16 protein-coding genes are annotated in these 19,813 nt (G+C 66.7%); 10 read left to right on the top strand and 6 right to left on the bottom strand.

Annotated features, from left to right (window positions below; genetic code table 11):
* Entirely contained in the window at positions 1-1,092 is a 1,092-nt protein-coding gene (locus BLU04_RS09800) for an alpha-hydroxy acid oxidase (protein WP_093285267.1), read from the top strand.
* 43 nt (positions 1,093-1,135) lie between these two features.
* Entirely contained in the window at positions 1,136-1,834 is a 699-nt protein-coding gene (locus BLU04_RS09795) for an epoxyqueuosine reductase QueH (RefSeq protein ID WP_093285264.1), read from the top strand.
* A gap of 9 nt (positions 1,835-1,843) precedes the next feature.
* On the opposite strand, the gene BLU04_RS09790 is transcribed toward BLU04_RS09795, so the two are convergent.
* Entirely contained in the window at positions 1,844-2,533 is a 690-nt protein-coding gene (locus BLU04_RS09790) for a hypothetical protein (protein ID WP_093285262.1), read from the bottom strand.
* A 100-nt stretch (positions 2,534-2,633) separates the two neighbouring features.
* Between BLU04_RS09790 and BLU04_RS09785 the strand changes: the two genes are divergently transcribed.
* The 5 genes from BLU04_RS09785 to BLU04_RS09765 are packed head-to-tail and all read left to right on the top strand — an operon-like array spanning position 2,634 to position 7,281.
* On the top strand, positions 2,634-3,710 hold the full coding sequence (locus tag BLU04_RS09785) for an alanine--glyoxylate aminotransferase family protein (RefSeq protein WP_093285259.1): 1,077 nt from the start codon (positions 2,634-2,636) through the stop codon (positions 3,708-3,710).
* A gap of 12 nt (positions 3,711-3,722) precedes the next feature.
* A complete protein-coding gene (locus tag BLU04_RS09780) occupies positions 3,723-4,364 on the top strand; it encodes a hypothetical protein (protein WP_093285257.1) in 642 nt (213 codons plus the stop codon).
* A 24-nt stretch (positions 4,365-4,388) separates the two neighbouring features.
* Positions 4,389-5,504 carry a glycosyltransferase family 9 protein gene (locus BLU04_RS09775; protein WP_093285254.1) on the top strand — a complete coding sequence of 372 codons (1,116 nt, stop codon included), beginning with the start codon at positions 4,389-4,391 and terminating at the stop codon, positions 5,502-5,504.
* An 8-nt stretch (positions 5,505-5,512) separates the two neighbouring features.
* A complete protein-coding gene (locus BLU04_RS16820; protein ID WP_093285252.1) occupies positions 5,513-6,478 on the top strand; it encodes a glycosyltransferase in 966 nt (321 codons plus the stop codon).
* On the top strand, positions 6,475-7,281 hold the full coding sequence (locus tag BLU04_RS09765) for a hypothetical protein (RefSeq protein WP_093285249.1): 807 nt from the start codon (positions 6,475-6,477) through the stop codon (positions 7,279-7,281). Before BLU04_RS16820 ends, BLU04_RS09765 begins: the two co-directional genes overlap by 4 nt.
* Before the next feature lie 2 nt (positions 7,282-7,283).
* On the opposite strand, the gene BLU04_RS09760 is transcribed toward BLU04_RS09765, so the two are convergent.
* Positions 7,284-7,949 (bottom strand): hypothetical protein, encoded by a 666-nt coding sequence (locus tag BLU04_RS09760; protein WP_157895255.1) that lies wholly within the window; start codon positions 7,947-7,949, stop codon positions 7,284-7,286.
* A gap of 236 nt (positions 7,950-8,185) precedes the next feature.
* Between BLU04_RS09760 and BLU04_RS09755 the strand changes: the two genes are divergently transcribed.
* Genes BLU04_RS09755 through BLU04_RS09745 form a run of 3 tightly spaced genes read left to right on the top strand, consistent with a single transcriptional unit; the run spans position 8,186 to position 10,985 of the window.
* Entirely contained in the window at positions 8,186-9,211 is a 1,026-nt protein-coding gene (locus tag BLU04_RS09755; RefSeq protein WP_093285244.1) for a hypothetical protein, read from the top strand.
* A gap of 38 nt (positions 9,212-9,249) precedes the next feature.
* The gene (locus tag BLU04_RS09750) at positions 9,250-10,044 is read left to right on the top strand and encodes a glycosyltransferase family 2 protein (protein ID WP_093285242.1); all 795 of its coding nucleotides are present in this window, start codon (positions 9,250-9,252) and stop codon (positions 10,042-10,044) included.
* Positions 10,041-10,985, top strand: a complete 945-nt coding sequence (locus BLU04_RS09745) for a glycosyltransferase family 10 (protein WP_093285240.1) — start codon at positions 10,041-10,043, stop codon at positions 10,983-10,985. Before BLU04_RS09750 ends, BLU04_RS09745 begins: the two co-directional genes overlap by 4 nt.
* Here BLU04_RS09745 and BLU04_RS09740 read toward each other — a convergent pair.
* The 4 genes from BLU04_RS09740 to BLU04_RS09725 all read right to left on the bottom strand — a co-directional run bounded on the left by BLU04_RS09740 (position 10,982) and on the right by BLU04_RS09725 (position 19,791).
* Positions 10,982-12,802: an ABC transporter ATP-binding protein gene (locus tag BLU04_RS09740; protein ID WP_093285237.1), complete on the bottom strand. Its 1,821-nt coding sequence runs from the start codon at positions 12,800-12,802 to the stop codon at positions 10,982-10,984. The genes BLU04_RS09745 and BLU04_RS09740 overlap by 4 nt on opposite strands.
* Positions 12,803-12,891: 89 nt before the next feature.
* Positions 12,892-16,092 (bottom strand): hypothetical protein, encoded by a 3,201-nt coding sequence (locus tag BLU04_RS09735; protein WP_093285235.1) that lies wholly within the window; start codon positions 16,090-16,092, stop codon positions 12,892-12,894.
* A gap of 21 nt (positions 16,093-16,113) precedes the next feature.
* Positions 16,114-18,696 (bottom strand): hypothetical protein, encoded by a 2,583-nt coding sequence (locus BLU04_RS09730; RefSeq protein ID WP_157895254.1) that lies wholly within the window; start codon positions 18,694-18,696, stop codon positions 16,114-16,116.
* Between the two features lie 75 nt (positions 18,697-18,771).
* Complete coding sequence (locus BLU04_RS09725) at positions 18,772-19,791, bottom strand: Amuc_1099 family pilus-like system protein (RefSeq protein WP_093285229.1); 1,020 nt, start codon at positions 19,789-19,791, stop codon at positions 18,772-18,774.
* Positions 19,792-19,813: the final 22 nt, after the last annotated feature.

The raw sequence follows: 19,813 nt of genomic DNA, 5'->3' as shown, positions 1-19,813 counted from the left end.
ATGTCCCTCCCCTTCCTCAACCCCATCCCGGCCCAGATCGCCGCCGTCGCCGATTACGAGCCCTTCGCCAGGGAGCGCCTCTCCGAGGGAGCCTGGGCCTATTACGCGGGCGGCGTCGCCGACGAGATCACCCTGCGGCGGAACCGCGAGGCCTTCGACACCCTCCTCCTCCAGGGCCGCGCCCTCGTCGACCTCCCCGGCATCGACACGCGGACGACCCTCTTCGGGAAGATCCACGCCGCCCCGCTCCTCCTCGCCCCCGTCGCCTACCAGAAGATGGCCCATCCCGACGGGGAACTCGCCACCGCCCTCGGGGCCGCGGCCGGCGGGGCCGGGATGATCGTCAGCACCGAGGCCAGCGTCCCCTTGGAGGAAATCGCCCGCCAGGCCGAGGCGCCCTCGCCGCTCTGGTTCCAGCTTTATTTCCGGCCCGACCGCGCCGTCACCGCCGACCTCGTCCGCCGCGCCGAGGCGGCGGGCTACCAGGCCCTCGTCGTCACCGTCGACGCCCCGGTGAACGGCCCCCGGAACCGGCAGCAGCGGGCCGGCTTCGCCCTCCCGCCCGGCGTCGGCGCGGCCAACCTGGCGGGCTATCCCCCCGCCCCCACGTTCGCCGGCGGCGGCCTGGAGGAACTCCTCGCCTTCGCCCCGACGTGGAAGGACATCGCGTGGCTCCGCTCCCTCACCCCGCTGCCGATCCTCCTGAAAGGCGTCCTCTCCCCCGACGACGCCGCCCTGGCGCTGAAGGAAGGCGTCTCCGGCCTCGTCGTCTCGAACCACGGCGGGAGGACCCTCGACACCCTCCCCGCCACCATCGAGGCCCTCCCCCCGATCGCCGACCGCGTCGCGGGGCAGATCCCCCTCCTCCTCGACGGCGGCATCCGGCGGGGCACCGACATCGTGAAGGCGCTGGCCCTCGGCGCGAACGCCGTCCTGATCGGCCGTCCCTATCTCTTTGCCCTCGCGGCGGCGGGCCCGCTCGGCGTCGCCCACGCCGTCACCATCCTCCGCACCGAGCTGGCGATGGCGATGGCCCTCACCGGCTGCGCCCGGATCGCCGATATCTCCCCGTCGGTTCTCTGGAAAAAGTAAGGACTCGTAAAGGGAGCCCAAGGGAGGTAGGTTCCTCCGTCCCATGAGTTCCGAAGCGCCCCAGCCCCCGCCCGTTCCCGACTTCGAGCGTCCCGTCCTCCACGCCCCCGGCGGGGAAAAGGACGTGCTGCTCCATTCGTGCTGCGCCCCCTGCGCCGGGGAGGTGATGGAGGCGATGCTCGCCTCGGGGATCCGCTACACCATCTACTTCTACAACCCGAACATCCACCCCCGGGAGGAATACGAGCTGCGGAAGACCGAGAACATCCGCTTCGCCGAGAAACTCGGCATCCCCTTCGTCGACGCCGACTACGACACCGACAACTGGTTCGCCCGCGTCAAGGGAATGGAATGGGCCCCCGAGAAGGGCGAACGCTGCACCGCCTGCTTCGACATGCGCTTCGAGCGGACCGCCCTCTACGCCCACGAGAACGGCTTCAAGGTCATCACCAGCTGCCTCGGCCTCTCCCGCTGGAAGGACATGAACCAGATCAACGCCAGCGGCGTTCGCGCCGCGGCCCGCTACGCCGACGTCAGCTACTGGACCCACAACTGGCGGAAGAAGGGCGGCGCCGACCGGATGCTCGACATCAGCAAGCGGGAGGAATTCTACGCCCAGCAGTACTGCGGCTGCGTCTACTCCCTCCGCGACACGAACAAATGGCGGACCAGCCAGGGCCGGGACAAGGTCGTCATCGGAAAAGACTGGTACGGAGCCGACTCCAAGGGCGAGGGCGGTTAAGACCGCGCCTCAATTCTTCCCGGCGACCGGCGCGGCCGCCTTTTCCTTGAAATCGGAAGTCGTGATCTCGTTCCGGTTGTGGAGTTCCCCCACCACGAAGCCGAGCCGGTAATCGATCAGGAACTTCGACGGCGCGGCCCCTCCCGGTACGGCGCAGCTATCATAGGAGAAATCTAGGGCCTCCATCTCGGCCAGCACCCACGCCATGTCGACGGGGGCGTCGAGGTGGGCCTTCGCCCGCAAGAGGGTGTAATCATCGGCGGCGAACCACATGAAGCCGACGAAGTGGTTGGATATCTTCTCGACCCGGTTGTTGAACGGCTGGTCGGGCTTCGGGGAGAAGGCGATCCGGTAGACCGCCCGCCCGTCCCACGTCTCCTTGCCGTCGAGCTTCACGTTGAAGCGCGGGGCCATCTTCCGCAGCGAAAATGTCATCTTGAACTTCTGGCTCAGGCGGGCCTGCTTCTGCTGCTCCTCCGTCACCTTCCCGGCCTGGCCGACCACGGTGAACTCCGACTGCGCCCCCGGGGAAACCTGCATCTCCAGGTTGGAGACCGACTCGGCCTCCCCGTTCGCCTTGATCTTGTCGAACGTCACCTTCTGGTGGTACTCGAAGCGGGAGAGGTTCTTCTCGTCAGCCTCCGATTTTTCGAGGCCCTTTGCCACGATCTGGTCGACCGTAAGGTCGGTGGCCCTCACCGCCCCGACCCCGGCAAAAAAGGTCCCACCAACGAAAAGAAACAGACAGGAGGAGCGCAGCCATTGCATTCTCATGCGAAAACTATACTCTCTTTTGGCCATGTCACATACAAAGCTCTTTATCCCCGGCCCGGTCGAAGTCTCCGCCAAGACCATGGCGGCCTTTTCCAAGCCGATGATCGGCCACCGGAGCAAGGACTTCCAGAATCTCTACGCCTCGATTCAGCCGGGCCTGCAGAAGCTCTTCATGACGCGGCAGCCCGTCTTCGTCAGCACTTCCTCCGCCTGGGGCGTGATGGAGGGGGCGATCCGCAACCTCGTCGCCAAAAAAGTGCTGACCTGCATGAACGGGGCCTTCTCCGACAAGTGGTACGACGTCGCCCTGAAGGCGGGCAAGCAGGCCGAGAAGCTCCAGGTCGAGTGGGGCCAGCCGATCCGCGGCGCCGCCATCGAGGAGAAGCTGAAGACCGGCGAATTCGACGCCGTCACCCTCATCCATAACGAGACCTCGACCGGGACCATGAGCCCCATCGAGGAGATCGCCGAGGTCGCCCGCCGTTATCCCGACGTCTCCTTCATCGTCGACGTCGTCTCCTCCCTCTCCGTCCTTCCGATCGACTTCGACGCCCTCGGCTTCGACGTCCTCCTCGCCGGAACGCAGAAGGCCCTCGCCCTTCCCTCGGGCGCCTCGGTCTTCTCCGTCTCGGAAAGGGCCTTCGCCAAGGCGGAAAAGCAGAAGGACCGCGGCTATTACATCGATTTCCTCGAGTTCAGGAAGAACCACGAGTCGTCGATGACCCCGACGACCCCCTCCATCGCCCACTTCTACGCCCTCCAGAGCAAGCTGGAGGACATGGAGGCCGAGGGCGTCGAGGCCCGCCACGCCCGCCACCTGAAGAACGCCACGATCACCCGCGCCTGGGCGAAGAACCACGGCTTCGAACTCTTCCCCGACGCGGGCTACGAGTCGATCGGCCTCACCTGCGTCCGCAACGTCCGCAATGTCGACATCGCGAAGGTCATCTCCCACCTGAAGGCCAACCACCACGCCGTCATCGACGGCGGTTACGGCAAGATCAAGGGGACGACGTTCCGCATCTCGCACATGGGCGATGAGAGCACCGCCAACATCGAGCAGCTCCTCGGCTGGCTCGACGAAGGGCTCAAGAGTCTCTAGCTCTCAGTCGTCATGCGCATCCGGGCTCCCCGTTTCTTCGAACGCTTCCGACTCTACCGCTGCTGGGTCGACCTCCGCGGCCGCCACAAGGTCGCACGCTGGGACAAGCGGGGCCGCCCCGTGCCGCCTCCCGGCGCGTTCAAGCAGCAGACCCTCCGCGAATACGGGAAAAAATACGGCGTCCGCACCCTCCTCGAAACCGGCACCCTGCACGGGGACACCCTCTTCCGCCTCCTGGGGGACTTCGACGCCCTCTATTCCATCGAGCTCTCGGAGGAACTCCACGCCAAGGCGCAGAAACGGTTCCGGCCCTTCCCCCACGTCCACCTGATCCAGGGGGATAGCGGCGCGAAGATGAAGGAAGTCCTCCCCCGCCTCGCCGGTCCCACCCTCTTCTGGCTCGACGGCCACTACTCGGCAGGCGAGACCGCCCAGGGCGACCTCAACACGCCGATCTTCATGGAACTGGAGACGATCTTCTCCCGGAGCCCCTTCGACCACGTCATCCTGATCGACGACGCCCGGGACTTCGGCGGCGTCGACAGCCACTACCCCACCCTCGACCGCCTCCAGGCTTTCATCGCCGAGAAGGGCGGGCCGAAGTGGCGCTTCGAGGTCGCCGACGACATCATCCGGGTCACCCCCGACGCTTAGTTCTGCTCGCAGGGCTTCGGCTCCATGAACCCCTCACCTCCCAGGCCGCCGCAGCGCCTCCTCCTCGTCCGCCGCCGCTACCTGGGAGACATCGTCCTCCTCGATCCCCTGCTCCGCGCCCTGCGGCACGCCCTCCCCGGACTCCAGCTCACCCTCCTCGTCGACGAGGGCTACGGCCCGATCCAGGCCCGCCATCCGGCCCTCGACCACATCGTCGAGCTTCCCCGACAGCGCCCCGCCGAATCGGTCCTCTCCTACGTCCTCCGCACGGCGGCCACCTTCTGGAAGCTCCGCCGCCACCGCTTCGACACCGCCGTCAACATCAGCCCCGGCTTCCGTGTCCGGCTCCTCCTCCGCCTCGCCCGCATCGGCCGCGTCATCGGCCTCCGCACCGAGGGCGACGCCAAGGCGGCGGGCAAGGACGGCCTCACCGATCCCGTCGTCCGCCCCGCCGCCTTCTTCCAAAGCCGCGGCATCGTCGACCTCTACCTCAGCCTCCTCGAACCCCTCGGCATCGCCCCCCTCGACGACGACGCCTGCCGCCCCTGCCGCTTCTTCTTCCTCGACGACGCCCGGGACGAGGCCGCCGAGCGTCTCCGTCGCGCCTTCCCCTGTTCCTGCCGTCCCCTCGTCCTCATCCATCCGGGGGCACGCCTTCCCTCGCGACGCTGGCCCGCCGCCGCCTTCGCCGAGGCCGCCGCACGCCTCCATGCCGAGAACCGGGCCGACCTCCTCCTCGTCTGCGGCCCCGGCGAGGAGCCGCTCCTGGAGGAAATCGCGGCCCTGCTTAAAAAACGGGGCCTCTCCCTCCCGGCGCTCCCCGCCCTGCCGCTCGAGCTCTTCGCCGCCCTCTGCGAGAAAGCCGCCGTCTACCTCGGCAACGACACCGGCTCCATGCACCTCGCCGCCGCCGCCCTCCCGCCCACGGGAAAGATCGTCGCCCTCTTCGGCTCCCAATCGACGACGCTCTGGGCCCCCGTCGGCACCGGCCACCGCCTCCTCCAGCCTCCCCTCCCTTGCGGCACGGCCTGTCTCGCGCCGGAGACCTGCCGCCCCGAGAACGATTACACCACCCGCTGCATCGCCCGGATCGGGATCGACGAAGTCGTCGCCGCCGTCTTGGCTGCCCTCCCAAGCTGAAGTCTGCCATGCGCGTCACCATCGCCATCCCGACGTACAACCGGTCCCGCTGGCTCGCGGAGACCCTCGCCTCCCTCGCGGCCCATCGGCACTCCCTCGCTGCCGATCAGCTCGAAGTCCTCGTCGTCGACAACGCCTCGACCGACGCCACGGCGGAAATCGTCCGCCCCCACCTCGACCGCCCCGGCTGGCGCTACCTCGTCGAGACCGAGCAGGGCCTCAACCACGCCCGGAACCGCGCCGTCCGCGAGGCCCGGGGAGAAATCCTCGTCTTCCTCGACGACGACGTCCTCCTCCATCGCGGCTGGCTCGACGCCCTCCTCTCCCCGTGGGATCGCCCCTCGGAGGGAGGCGAAGCCATCGGGGCCGTCGGCGGCGAGGTCATCCCCGTCTTCCCCGAGGGGTGCCCCTTCTGGCTCGAAGGATGGGCCACCCCCCTCGCCCACCGCGCCGACCCCGGCCCCCTCACCCCCCGCCAAATGCCGATGGGGGCCAACGTCGCCTTCCGCAAATCGGTCTTCGACCGCTTCGGCCTGTTCCGCCCGGAGCTCGACCGCAACGGCAAGAACGCCCTCTCCGGCGGCGAGACCGAGATGTTGAAACGGCTCCATCGGGGCGACAGCCAGGGAAGCCTGGCCGTCTGGTTCGTCCCCGCCGCCGCCGTCGACCACCAGTTCCCCGCCTCCCGGATGAATCTCGGCTACGTCTGCCGCCACGGCTACGACTCCTCCCGCTCCCGCGTCCTCGAATCCCTCGCCGACCCGGAACGGAGCCGGGGAGCGAAGCTCGCCTACGGCCTCAGCCGCCTTCTCCTCCATCTCCCGCGCGGCCTCCTGCTCCTCCTCGCCGCCCTCTTCCTGAACGGCCTCAACCGGACCGACACGGCGCGGAAGACCCTCCTGCGGGCCGCCCGTTCCGGCGGCTACGTCGCCCAGATCGTCCGTTCCCTCCCCCGACTCCTCCTGCCCTCATGACCCCCCAGACCGCCACCCCCGACTTCCGCGTCGTCGTCTCCTCGTGCGACGCCTACGCCGACCTCTGGCCCTTCTTCTTCCATCTCCTCTTCACCCATTGGCCCGGGATCCCGCAGCCCGTCTACCTCGTCTCCGACAAGCGGACCTATGCCGACCCCCGCGTCGCCACCCTCGCCCTGGGCCGGGACCGCCATTGGGCCAGCAACACCCTCGAAGCCCTCGCCCAGATCCCCGCCGAGACGGTCCTCTACCTCCAGGACGATTACTTCCTCACCGCGCCGGTCGATCCCGCCGGCATCCGCCTCCTCGCCCGCCACCACATCGCCTCCGAGGCCCTCGCCACCTCCCTCTGGAACCGGAAGGCCGTCGCCGATCCCGCCCACCCGTCGGGGACGCCCGGCCTCGTCGCCTGCGCCCCGGAAAACGAATGGGTCTTCGATTTCCAGGCCGCGTTCTGGGACAAGGAAGGGATGGCCGCCCTGATCACGCCGGGCTGGACGCCATGGCATGCCGAAGGGGTAATGAACGAGGCCGCGCGGGCCCACCCCGGAAAATTCCACACCCTCACCGAGACCGGCCCCCGCGTCCTCCCCTATCTCCAGGCGATCCGGGGTGGGCTATGGCTCCCCGAGGGGAAAGCCCTCTGCCACGCCCGCGGTCTCCGTCCGAACTTCGCCTATCGCCCCTGCGCCCCCTTCCAGGCCGGATTCCTGAATCGCTTCTGGCGCAGCTTCCTCAAGCGGCGGGGCCGGACCTACCGCAAGCGCCATCCGCTTCCCGACGTCCTGACTCCCTTGCCCTAAAGCTATCGAACCTTGATCCCGAAGAGCCGGGAAAGGGCGACCTGCATTCGGTAACGGAGCGGCGGATGCCACCGGAAGTCGGGCCACGCCCTGCGCAGCGCGGCGACGAACGCGCCCATCGCCACCTGCCCGAGATGGACCTCGTCCCGGAAAAAACACGCGCGACTCAACCCCTCCCCATCGACCAGGGCCCCGTCATAATCGACGAAGGCAAGGCCGCGCTCCCCGCACAAAGCCTGCAGGCGACGATTGAAAGCCCGCGTCACCTCGTTCCGCACCGCGCACGAGCCGAGCCGCGGATACTCCCCTTCCAGCACCTCGCCCAATCGGGTCGACGGCGGCACGGAACAAAACAGGACCGTGCGGCCCGGCCCCGCCAGATCGCGGGCGGCATCGAAATAGACCTCCGCGCACTCGGCCGCCAGCGCGGCAAAAGGCCGCCCCTGCCGCTCCGCCTGCCTCAGGATATGAAACCGGCAATCGATCTCGCCGAAGCAAAACAGCACCGCCGCGCCCGGCGGCACCGCCCGGGCGAGGACCTCCCCGACCTTCTCCCGTCCCGCCGTGCTGCTCCCCTCCCGCGCCAGGCTCCACGCCAGCACGGGCCCGACGCGGAACGTGCGGAAACAGGGAAGCCGATCGACCGAGCGCTCCGGCCAGACCGGCACGAGACGGTCCTGTCCCGAAAAGAAAGAGACATGACTGTCCCCGATGCAATAAAGCACCGTCTCAGGCTCCCCATTTTTGAATCGTCGCATCGAAGGGGGCACTGTAGAGGCTGTCATCCATTTTGGGAAGGCCGCGCCGGAGGGGCCCTCTAGGCGTGCGATGCCGCCGCGTGCCTGCATGGCATGTCAGGCAACGCGGCCTTCCCAAAATGGATGACAGGCTCTAGCTTCTCTTCATGAATTTTAAAGAGGTTAAGCAGCGCCTCGCCTATTCCCTCTGGTATCGGGGGAAATTCCGCGCCCCCGCCGCCAACCTCGCCCTGACCTACGCCAACGATCAGAAGACCGACGGCGTCGGCTCCCAGGTCCACCGCCTCTACGGCCTCCATGCCCTCTCCGGGTTCCTGCACATCCCCTACGTCCACACCCCGCTCCTCCGCGTCGACTACGGAGGCCTCGCCGCCCATGAGAACAACGAGATCGACGCCACCCTCGTCGACCGCGCCAACGCCCTCTTCGCCCCCCCGTCCGACATTTCCCTGCCGGAGCGCCACGAGACGCGCACCCTTCCGGTCCTCACCCTGAAAGGTGCCGCCGCCCTCCGCCGCGACGCGGAGCGCCTCGGTCCCGGAGGCTTCCTCCTCGCCCGCATCACCGAGCCCCACCGCATCCTCGACCTCTTCCCCGACGCCTACGCCGAGACCACCCGCATCTCCCCCTTCGTCAACGAGCCCGTCCCCCCGCTCCGCATCGCCCTCCACGTCCGCCGGGGCGACCTCGCCGCCCTCGACCCGAAGCGGATCCTGCCGAATCGCTACTACCTCGCCCTCGCCCGGAACCTCGCCGCGCTCCTCGACCGCCTCGCCATCCCCTATCGCTTCGAGCTCCACACCGAGCTCCCGACCCGCGCCTTCGTCATGGCCAACCACCACGCCGGGATGCCGCTGAAGAAAGGCCTTCCGGAAAAGCAGACCCTCCTCGATCCCGCCGCCGACCGCATCGAGGAATTCGACACCCTTCCCCGCCTCTCGAAATTCATCAACACCGATCCCCTCGAGAGCCTTCAGCGCCTCGCCACCGCCCACATCCTCATCACCAGCCATTCCTCCTTCAGCTACCTCTCCGCCGTCCTGAACCGCCGCGCCGTCATCGCCTACCACCCCTTCTGGCACAAGCCGATGAGGCACTGGCTCCCCGTCAACGACGACGGGGCCTTCGAGGCCGCCGACTTCCACGCCGCCCTCGGCCGGCTCTTGCAGTAAGGCTCCCTTTTCGGTTGGATCATCCGCACCCCTTTCCGATGGACACCCCTTCCTCCCTCCCCCTGAGCGTCGTCCTCATCGCCCGGAACGAGGCCCGGAACCTGCCGACCTGCCTCGACGCCGTCGCCGGATGGGTCCGGGAAATCGTCGTCGTCGTCAACGACTGCACCGACGGGACCGAGGAGATCGCCCGCCGCTACGGCGCCCGGGTCATCCCCCATCCGTGGGAAAACTTCCGGGAACAGAAAAACGTCGCCCTCGCCCAGGCCACCCAGCCGTGGATCCTCGCCCTCGACGCCGACGAGCGGATCACCCCCGCCCTGCGCGGGGAGATCGTCGCCTTCCTCGCCGGAGCCGACGCCGATCAAAGCCTCGCCGCCGAATCCCCCCGCCTCGTCACCTTCCTCGGGCGGGCCATCCGCCACGGCGACTGGTATCCCGACCGCGGCCTCCGCCTCGTCCGGCGCGGCCAGGCCCGCTGGACCGGCGCGCACGACCATTGCAAGCTCGTCGCCGAGGGCCGGGGCCCGATCCACCGATTCCGGAGCGATCTCGATCACGCCTCGTTCCCCGACCTCGCCAGCCTCGTGAGGAAGACCCCCTTCCATGCCGACAACTTCGTCCGCACCTGCCGGGAACGGGGCCGCCGCTGGCACCTCCTCCAGGCCGTGATCCGTCCTCCCTGGCGCTTCTTCCGGGGCTACGTCCTGAAGCGGGGCTTCCTCGACGGCTATCCCGGCCTCGTCGTCGCCGTCGCCGTCGCCTACGAAACCTTCATCCGCTACGCGCGGCTGTACGAATCCGAGCTCGCATCGAGCTCCGCCTCAGAATGAGCAAGCCCCTCCTCCGCATCGACTTCGCCGACTTCGGCAACTTCGACAAGAACGACAACCTCTTCGTCCGCTTCCTCTCGACCCGCTTCGACGTCCGCATCACCGACGAGCCCGACGTCCTGATCTACTCCGACTTCGGCCACCGGCACCGCCTCTACGCGACGAAGAAAGTCTACTACACCAACGAATCGACCCCCGCCGACTTCGCGGGCGGCCAGTGCGACTACGCGCTCACCTCGTTCCCGTCCGACGGCGAGCGGAACTTCCGCCTCCCCTACTACGCCCTCCTCGGCGACCCGGCGAAGCTCATCAAGGAACGGACGCCGGAGGAAGTCGAGCGGATCGCCGCGCGGCAGACCGAGTTCTGCGCCTTCGTCGTCAGCCAGGACCACGGGAGGAAGACCGCGAACCGGATCAACTTCTTCCACCGCCTTTCCAAGTACAAGAAAGTGAACTCGGGCGGCCGCATCCTGAACAACGTCGGCGGCCCGCTCGGTCCGACGCGGGAGGACAAGCTCTCCTTCCTGCGGAAACACAAGTTCATGATCGCCTTCGAGAACGGCAACCATCCCGGCTACGTCACCGAGAAGATCTACGACGCCATGGAGGCCCGCTGCATCCCGATCTACTGGGGGACGCCCGAGGTCGTGAAGGACTTCAACCCGGAGAGCTTCATCAACGCCTCCTCTTTCCGCACCCCCGACATGGCCGTCGCCCGAATCATCGAGGTCGACAACGACCCGGAGCTCTACCACAAGATGCTGGCCGCGCCGTTCTTCCACGGAAATGTCCCGAACGTCGCGTTTGATCCCGTCCCCCTCTGCGAGTTCTTCGAGAAGATCGTGACCGATCCGCATCCGCCGGTCTCGGCGGGAAAGAAGGGGCTGTTCGGACGCTGGACGCTGGCCAAGCGGGATAAGTACGCTCCCCGCGGGAACTAGGCCCTGATCCCCTGCTGGGCGGCCATCCGGGCGAAGGTGCCGCCCTGCGCCAGCAATGCGTCGAACGAGCCCTCCTCGATCAGCCTTCCCTGGGAAAGGACGATCACCCGGTCCATCGCCCGCAGCGTCGCGAGGCGATGGGCCACGCAGATCACCGTCCGGTTCTCGGAGAGCCGCTCCAGGGCCTTCTGCACCTCCCGTTCCGCCTCGGCGTCGAGGGCCGCCGTCGGCTCGTCGAGGATCAGGATCGGCGCGTTGCGGATGAAGGCCCGCGCGATGGCGAGCCGCGCCCGCTGCCCGCCGGAGAGGCGGACGCCCCGCTCCCCGATCTGCGTTTCATATCCCTGGGGCAATCCGAGGATGAAATCGTGGGCATGGGCCGCCCGCGCCGCCTCCTCGACCTCGGCCCGGGTCGCGGGGGAACCCGACCTCCCGCAGGCGATGTTTCCGGCGACCGTCATGTCGAAGAGGACCGCCTCCTGGCTCACCAGGCCGATCCGGGCGCGCAGGTCGCGCATCGAGGCGTCCCGCAGGTCGATCCCGTCGAGGGAGACCGCCCCCGCCGTCGGATCGTAGAAGCGGAGCAGGAGATTCAGGAGCGTGCTCTTGCCGCTCCCGCTCTCCCCGGCGATGCCGAGGCGGGTTCCCTTCGGGATCTCGAGGTCGAGGCCCTTGAGAATCTCCGCCTCGCCGTATCCGAAGCGGACCCCGCGCAAGGACAGGCCCCGGCCGAACTCGGGCAGGCGGACCGGTTCCGCCTTCTCCCGCACCGTCGGCTCCATCTGCAACACCTCCTCCAGCCGGGAGATCGCCACGCCGACCTCCTTCACGATCACGTGGAGCAGGGCGATTTTCTTGAACGAATTCTGGAACGCGACGACCCCGAAGAGGAAGGCGATGATGTTCGCCACCGGCACCTTCTCGGAGAAAATATAGAGGAGGAGGACGCCGAGCCCGAACATCGAGATCACCTCGATGATCGGATTCACCAGCTGCCGGGCCTGGACCCGCTTCAGGTTGAACCGCTTCAGCTCCGACGAATGACCGGCGAAGCGGGCTGCCTGCGTCTCCTCCAGCCCGAAGGCCTTCACGACGCGGATTGCCCCGAGCGATTCGACCAGGAGCGACGATTGGAGCACCGTCTGGCCGATCGTCCCCTGGTTCGCCCGCCGCACCTTCTTGCCCAGGATGCGGACCGGGATGATGCAGAGCGGGATCAGGACGAGGGAGATCAGGGTCAGCCGCCAATCGGCCCAGAGCAGGCCGCCGAGGACGAAGAGGATCGTGAACGGCTCCTTGATCCCGTCGGAGACGCCCCGGTCGAGGCAGTTCTGGATGGCGGCGGTATCGCCCTGCACGCGGGTCATCATGTCCCCCATCTTCGCCCGGTCGAAGTAATCGAGCGAAAGCCCCCCGAGCTTCCGCATGACGGCGACGCGGAGATCGTTCGTCACGTTCTCGCCGACCCAGCTGATGCAGTAGGAGCTCAGGTAGGAGAACAACCCCCGGATTCCGGCAAGGACGGGGAGAAAGAGAAGGACCCCGGTCGTCTGCCGCCAATCGAGCGGCGCGCCGATCTTCGGAATCCAGGCGTCGAGCCACGCCTGGGCGTGATCGAGGAAGCCCTGGCCGGAGGCGAGCGCGGGACCGGCGGAGGGGTCGGCCGAGAGATGGGCGCCGACGACCTTGATCGCGCCGATGATCAGCCCGTTGGAAAGGCCGAACAGGATCCCGAAGACAATCCCCGCCACCTGCCGCTCCCGGTAGGGAAGGAGCCAGGGTTTCAGGAAACCGAATATCCGGCGAATCTCATTCATCGTCGATCCGATTCAGGCAGATGAAACGACGCGGGGCAAGGATCGAAATCCTTGCCCCGTCATCTTCAACGCGATCGGGAAGAGAGGCGCTACCGCGCCGCCGTCGAGGTCGCCGGGGGGGCGTCGCTCTCAAGCGGATTGAGCGGCTGCCCGTCGGGCCGCACGATCCGGGCATTGACGAAGATCAGCAGGTTGCGCTTCACGCTCTGCTTCGCCTTCGACTGGAAGAACCGGCCGACGGCGGGCAGGTCGCCGAGGAACGGCACCTTGTCGTTGATCGTCTGGATATCTTCCCGGATCAGGCCGCCGAGGACGACGGTGTAGCCGTCCCGCAGCGCCACCTTCGTCTGCACATTGCGGATCGCGAAGACCGGCTGGAGCAGGACGTTGTCGGAAAGGGTCACCGGTTCTTGATTCGCGGCCGGAATCTGGATCGGAGAACCGTAATTGATGAACCCTTCAAAGTCGGTCGTCCGGATCGTATCGAAGCTCAGGTCGACCGTTCGATTGTCACCGCCGACGGTCGGCGTCACCGCCAACTCGACGCCAATTTCCCGGTGATCGAACTCGGTCGGGACATAGGGAATGACCGCCGGAGGAGGAATAAGCGTCGTGCCGCTGGCGCTGCCGCTGGGGACCGAGATCGAGAGCGCGGTCGGCGGATCATACCGGGTCGGATAGAAGAACGTCCGGCTAATCGCGATCTTCGAGACGTTACCGGTCTTCGCCCGAAGCGAGGGGCTGGAGAGAAGGTCGGTGCTCGTCTTCTGGGAGAGGGCGTTCAGCGCCGCCAGATACTTCTGCCAGCTCAGGAGGCCGCTGAAGAGAGCCTGATTGCGTACCCCTGTGGCCAATCCTGTCGAAGAGGAACTCCCGCCCGAACCGGTCCCGGCGATTTTCTCAAGGTAGTCGAGGTTGTTGGCGTTCATCCCGTTGGCTCCCCGGAACGAGGTCGCAAAGAAGGGAGAATTCAATTTCATCACCCCCGTCAGCGGGGAGAGAGACCAGTCGACGCTGAGGTCGTTGAGGTCGGTCTGGTTGATCTCGACGAACTTCGCCTCGATGTTGACCATCAGGGTCTGCTTGCTCGTCGCGTTGACGATCGCCTCGAGGAGATCGAGCTGCGAGGAGGTGTTGCGGACCCGGAGGACGCTCGCGGCGGGGAGGTAGGTGGCGTTCGCCCCTTCGGCGTTGAACTCGACTCCCTTGGCGATCAGCTGTTCCTTCACGTCCTGGGAACCGCCGCTCGCGGCGGCGGAGGCGTCGGCGGCGGCGCCGCGGCGGCGGGTCGATCCGCTATCGCCGCCTGCCGCGCTTCCGGCCGAGGCCGAGCTGAAGAAGCCGGGCGGGAGGACGAAGTCGCGGCTGAGGAGATTCTCGGTCGAGTCGGTCAGCGGGATGAAGAAGACCGCAGCCTGATCGACCTTGTATTTCACCTGCGCGTTCTGGGCGATGTAGCGGATCGCCTCGCCGAGCGGGATGTTGCGGAGGCTGAGGGTGATCGGCTTCGACTGGCGGAGGGCGTCGGGACGGGGAATGAAGTTGACCCCGATCCGCTCGGGATCGAGCTGGCGCACCTTGTCGTTGAGGAAGTCGATCGCGCTCTGGAGGCTCTGCTCGGAGAGGTCGAGCTGGGGAATCATGATCGACTTCAGCTTCTGGGTGATCTTGAAGTCGTTCGAGCGGGTGATCGGCCCCCCGTTCGCGTCGGGACCGGGCTGGTTCGTCGGGCCCTGGACGGGGACGTTCCACTTCCCCTCGACCTCGCGGAGGCGACGCTCGCGATTCGCCGAGATCGCCGTGGCGGCGTAGGCCTCTTTTTCAGCCGAAATTTTGGCAAGCCGCCCCTGGGCCGCCTCGTTCGACGGGTCGATCTGGAGGATCGCCTTGAGCTTGGTCGTCGCCAGATCGTATTGACCGGTCTTCCGAGCCTGCTCGGCCTCGGCGAAGAGCGACTCGACGCGGTCGACCTTCTCGGCGAGGGCCGGGGTGTTGGCGGTGTTGACGAAGGTCTGGGTGTCCTGAGGATCGCGTCGGGCGGCCTCGACCTTGGCCAGGGAGGCCTTCAGGCTCCGGTCGTCGGGAGCGTAGACGATGCTGTTCTGGAGGAGCATCTCGGCCGTGGCGAGATCGCCCTTGGCGAGCGCCTGGTCGATCAGTTGGGCGTTGACCCGGAGGAGCCCCTGCTCGGCCCGGTCATAGGCGGCGGCGGTCGCGGGGGCGGGCGTCAGCGAGGTCAGCGCCGTCAGATAAATCTGCCGGGCCTTGTCCCACTGACCCTGAGCCTCGAGCTGGGCTGCCTGGTCGAGGGTGGGAAGGAGCTGGCGGAGTTCCTTGTCCTTCTGGATCGCTTCGCGGGCCGCGGCGAGGCCGGCGGGGCTGCTGTCAGCGGGGGCCGTGGCCGCCGCGGTGGCGGGAGTGATCGTTGCCGTGGCCGTGGGAAGCGGAGGCTGGGCATTCGCCGCCGTGGAGCGGGCCTGGGCCTGGGCCGCCTGCACCTTGGCGAGGGCGTCCTTCAACCCGGCATCGTCCGGGGCATATTCGAGGCTGCTGCGGAGGTAGGTTTCCATCCCGGCGAGGTCGCCCCGGCTGCGGGCCTGAACGATCAGGGCCGAATTCGTCCGGAAGAGGCCGAGCTGGGCCTGCTTGTAGACGGCAGCGTTGTCTCCGCTCGGCGAACTCGTCTTGAGAATCGAGAGGTAGGCGGTGCGGGCGGCATCGGTCTGACCGGCCTTCTCGGCGTCGCTGGCCTGCGCCAGCGCCGTCGCGGCCGACGAGGCGGGCGCGGCGGCCGCCACGGCGGCGGGCGCGGCCGACTGGGTCGCCGCGTATTGCCGGGCCGCCTGGACCTTGGCGAGCGAGGCCTTGAGGCCCGCGTCGTTCGGCGCGTAGGCGAGGCTGCTCTGGAGGTAGGTCTCCATGGCGGCGAGGTCGTTCCGGTCGCGGGCCTGAAGGATCAGGCCGGAATTCGTCCGGAAAAGGCCCTGGGCCGCCTGCTTGTAGACGGGCGCGGTCGCCCCGGCGGGCTGCACGGTGCCGAGGAGGGTCAAATAGATGGCGCGGGCCTTCTCGGGAGCCTTCTGCTTCTCGAGATCGGCCGCCTGGGAGAGGGAGGCCTGATACTGGGACAGCTGGTTCTGGAGCGCGGCGGCGACATCGGCGGAAGCCGGATCGGCGGCGAACGCGGTCGAGAGGCTTCCCGGCAGAGTCAGCGTCAAGCTAAGGCTCAAGGGCAGGGCCAGAAAAGCCAGCGAGGCCGGCGCGGTGCGGAAGAGGCGGGCGAGGTTCATGGAGAGGGATGGAAGAAAGTATTAGGGAGTCGCCGTCGCCGAGACGGGGGTGGCGGCGGGGGTCGCCGCCGCGTTCATCGTCATCGTCTGCGTTTGCGCCGGGGCAGGCACGGGGGCCGCCACGATGGTTTCGGCATACTTCGGCTTGCCGGTCGACCGGACGATCCGGGCCGTGACGAAGACGATCAGGTTCTTCTTGATCTTTCGATCGACCTTGCTCTGGAAGAGGCGGCCCACCACGGGGATATCGCCGAGAACCGGCACGCTGTCGTTGATTTTCTCGGTCTCCTCGCGGATGAGGCCGCCGAGGGCGATCGTCTCACCGTCGAGGACCTGCAGCTGGGTCGTCAACGAGCGGGAGTTGAAGACCGGCTTCGGAATCTTGTAGGTCGAGAGAATATCGATGTTCGAGGTCAGAGAATCACCCTGATTGATCGTCGAGCCGTAGTTCACGAATCCCTCAAAATCGACGACCGTCAGCTTCGTAATTTCGAGATCGATCAGGCGATTGGGATAGGCCGTCGGCTTGATTTCCATCTGGATGCCGACATCGGCACCGAGATCGGCCTTCGGCGTCTTGAATTCGGAAAGGGCGGGGGGCGTTACCACGATCACTTGGGCGGTACCTTCGCTCTGATCCCAGGCTAAACCGGTGCTCGAGTAGCTCGGCTTCTCAACCCGGGTCGGATAGGTCATTTCCCGGGTGACCTCGACGCGGGCCTTGCTGCCATTCTTCGTCGTCACCTTCGGGGCGAGGAGGAGGTCGACCCCCTTGAGCTGGTCGATCATGTTCACGAGAAGCGCGACGCCCTGGCCCTGAATCGTCCCACCCAACAGGAGGGAAGCGCCCGAATTGGTCTGGCTGGCGGCATTCCCGCCGTTCGCGGCGAGGAGGCTGTCGAGCGTGCTGCCGCTCATGTCGTTGTGCCCCCGCAAGGCGGTCTGGGCAAGCACGCCGGGCTCGTTCTTGTGCAGGCTGTTATTACTGGAGGAAGTCAGCGTGGTGGGAGTGACTCCAACGCCGCTCAGCCCCTGATTGAGGGCCAAAGCCGAAGTCGGCCCCTGGAAGCTCGTCGCCCAGTTGAAGGAGAGTTCCCGCATCGCGTCGTCGGTGAACTCGGCAAACTTCGTCTCGATCTCGACCATCGGGGTCTCTTCCTTGCTCTGGGCCTGGATGAGGGCGTCGATGAGGTCGATCTGCTCGGAGGTGTTGGAGACGATGAGGCGGCTCGATTCGGCGAGGAAGGTCGCCGTCGCCCCGGCGGGGAAGTCGACGCCCTGGTCGATGAGCTGCTGCTTCACGTCGAAGGAAACCTTGCTCGCGTCGCTGCCGCCGGTGCCGGAGGCGGGCGCCCCGGCCCCGGTCGAGCGGGCCTGGAAGAAGCCGGTGGGGACGACGAAGGTGCGGGTCGACATGACGTCGGGCGCGTCCTTCTCGGGGTAGACGTTGATGGCGTACTCGTCGATCTTCCAGCGCATGTGGGCGAGCTGGGTGAGGAGGCGGAGCACCTCGGCCAGGGACGAGTTGTTCAGGGTGAAGGTGACCGGCGTCGGGGCCGCGGCGGCGGGAGCGGGAGCGGGGGCCGCCCCCTTCTTCGCGGGCGCGCCCGCATCGCCGCCCCGCGAGGCGGAGGCGACGGTGGGCTGGAGCTTCAGGACGAAGTTGAGGCCCTGCTTGTCGGGATCGGCGGCGCGGACCTTCTCGGCGAGGAGCCTGAAGGCATCGTCGACGGGGGTGTTGTTGAACGAGACGTTGTCGATGATGATCTCGTTGAGCTTCTTCTGGATGCGGACGATGTTCGTGTCCGAGACGGAAACGGGATCCTGCGCGCTGGCCTTCGACTCGGCGATCTCGCGCTCCGTCCACCGGGCGTCGACCTGGTACATCGCTTCCTTCCGGGTGGCGTCCCGCGCCGTTTCGGCGGCGTGGTAGCGGTATTTCTCGAGGCGCTCGATCTTCTGCTGGGCCGCCTTGTTGTAGGGGTCGATCGTCAGCACGTTGCGGTAGCGGACGTCGGCCTCGGCATACTGGCCGGTCTCGAAGAAGCGGTCCCCCTCGAAGAGGAGGCGCTGCACGTCGGCGACCTGCTGCTTGAACTCGGGGGTGATGACGGGGTTCTTCTCCGACTTCTCGGGGTCGCGGCGGACGATCTTGTCGTGCTGCTTCGCGTCGTCGAGGCGGGCCAGGGCGCGACGAACGGCCTTTTCGTTGGACGGATCGGCGGCCAGGGCCTTCTTGTAAAAGAGAATGGCGCCATCGAAATCGCCCTTCTTTTCGGCCTCCTGCCCTTCGAGCATGTTTACCTGGGCGATGCTGACGACGGCCCGATTATAGGCCGACTGGCCGATGGGGGAATTGCGGTCGACGTTCTTGATGACGTAGAGGTAACGATCCTCCGCCTTCGCATAATCGCCGTTCATCGCGAAGATGTCGGCGGCGTCGATCGCCTTCCGAATCTGATCCATGCGTTCGGCGCGATAGGCCTCCTCGCTCTGCTCGACCTTCGCCACGGCGGGCGTGGTCTGGGCCGAGGCAAAAGCGATTCCCGCCCCCGACGCGAGGGAGAGGAAGAAAAGAATCCGAAAACGAGAAAGAGGCCTCACAATATTTTCCATATAGGGCGAAACTATATTTTCAATTAAAAAAGTAATAATCAACTTAAATCACACCAGTCCCGCTTACTTAGCACTGAACCGCTTCAACTCATCCGGCTGCAACTGCGGGGCGACGAGCGTCTGCTTGGTTTCCGGGTTCACGAGGGAGGCGCCCGCCGTGTCGGAGGAAACAAATTGGTAGTGGAGCGTCTCCGCCGGAATCGAGGCGGAGGGGGTGACGTCCATGCTGAATTCCTGGCCCTTGGCGACATTGAAGGGCTTGTTGTAGGAATTGGGCAGGAGGACGAGGAAGGTGGCGGTGAGGTTCGGCACGTCCTTGTCCTCGCGGATGAGGAGGATGACGGTCTCGCCGGTTCCCTCCTTCTTCAGCTCCAATTCGGAGATGTCGCCGGTGACGGTCATCGTGCCGATCTTCTTGTCGCCCTCTTTCTGGCGGTAGGCGATGACCTTGAAACCCTCGAAGGAGTCGCCGATCTTCACCATGTAGGAGCTCTTCTTCCCGTCGGGGGTGTTGACCTGGTAGAGATCGTCGTCGGCGGTCGCGCCCGCGTTGCGGCTGGCGAAGGTCATGTGGAACGACTTCGAGTCGACGCCCTTCAGGCGGAGGAGCTGGGAGTAGCTGGGGTGGCTCTTCGGATCGCGCGGGTCGGTTCCGGCCTTGAACTCGGCCAGGGTATCGAAGCCGTCGCCGTCGGTGTCGAGGGTCGCGACATCGGGATCGCTCGAGTCGATCCCGTGCTGGATGAGCCACTGGAGGGGAAGGACGTTGGCGATGAGGACCGTGTCGTCGACGAGCTTCACCGCCTTCGTGTCGGCGAAGTAGATGAAGCGGCGGGCGGTGAACAGCTGGTTCTTCGCCTCGGGCAGGGTCCACGGCGTGGGGGAAACCCACTCGCCCCGGTTCGGCGCGAGCTTCTCCAGGTTGAGCGCGGGAAGCGCCTTGCCGGTGCCGCCGCCGGTGCCGAGGGTGCGGATCTCCCCGACCGAACCGGGATAATCATAGATCTCCCATCCCGCCACGCCCATCACGAGGACGAGGGAGGAGAGGAGAAAGACGCGATGCCAAGATGCTGCGGCTGCCATGTTCGATTTCGTTTAAAGGATG

This window comes from Verrucomicrobium sp. GAS474, assembly GCF_900105685.1.
GTDB lineage: Bacteria > Verrucomicrobiota > Verrucomicrobiia > Methylacidiphilales > GAS474 > GAS474.
The sequence above is the reverse complement of the archived record's forward strand: the minus strand, read 5'-3'. Positions and strand labels throughout refer to the sequence as shown.